Source organism: Streptococcus sp. HMSC061E03 (assembly GCF_001813505.1).
GTDB lineage: Bacteria > Bacillota > Bacilli > Lactobacillales > Streptococcaceae > Streptococcus.
Map to the genome: position 1 here is coordinate 1 of NZ_KV812810.1, position 469 is coordinate 469.

The 469-nt window shown below is 53.5% G+C and carries 1 rRNA gene; it reads right to left on the reverse strand.

The window, feature by feature from the left end:
* Positions 1 to 469, reverse strand: a 16S ribosomal RNA gene (locus tag HMPREF2917_RS10775); the annotation flags it as partial.

Consider the following 469-nt stretch of genomic DNA (forward strand, 5'->3'; position numbering starts at 1 on the left):
GTATCTAATCCTGTTTGCTCCCCACGCTTTCGCACATGAGCGTCAGTACATTCCCAAGGGGCTGCCTTCGCCTTCGGTATTCCTCCACATCTCTACGCATTTCACCGCTACACGTGGAATTCTACCCCTCCCTAAAGTACTCTAGCGACCCAGTATGAAATGCAATTCCCAGGTTAAGCCCGGGGCTTTCACACCTCACTTAAGTCACCGCCTGCGTGCCCTTTACGCCCAGTTATTCCGATTAACGCTCGCACCCTCCGTATTACCGCGGCTGCTGGCACGGAGTTAGCCGGTGCTTCTTCTGTAGTTAACGTCAATCACCTAGTCTATTAAACTAAATGCCTTCCTCGCTACCGAAAGAACTTTACAACCCGAAGGCCTTCTTCATTCACGCGGCATGGCTGCGTCAGGGTTGCCCCCATTGCGCAATATTCCCCACTGCTGCCTCCCGTAGGAGTCTGGGCCGTGT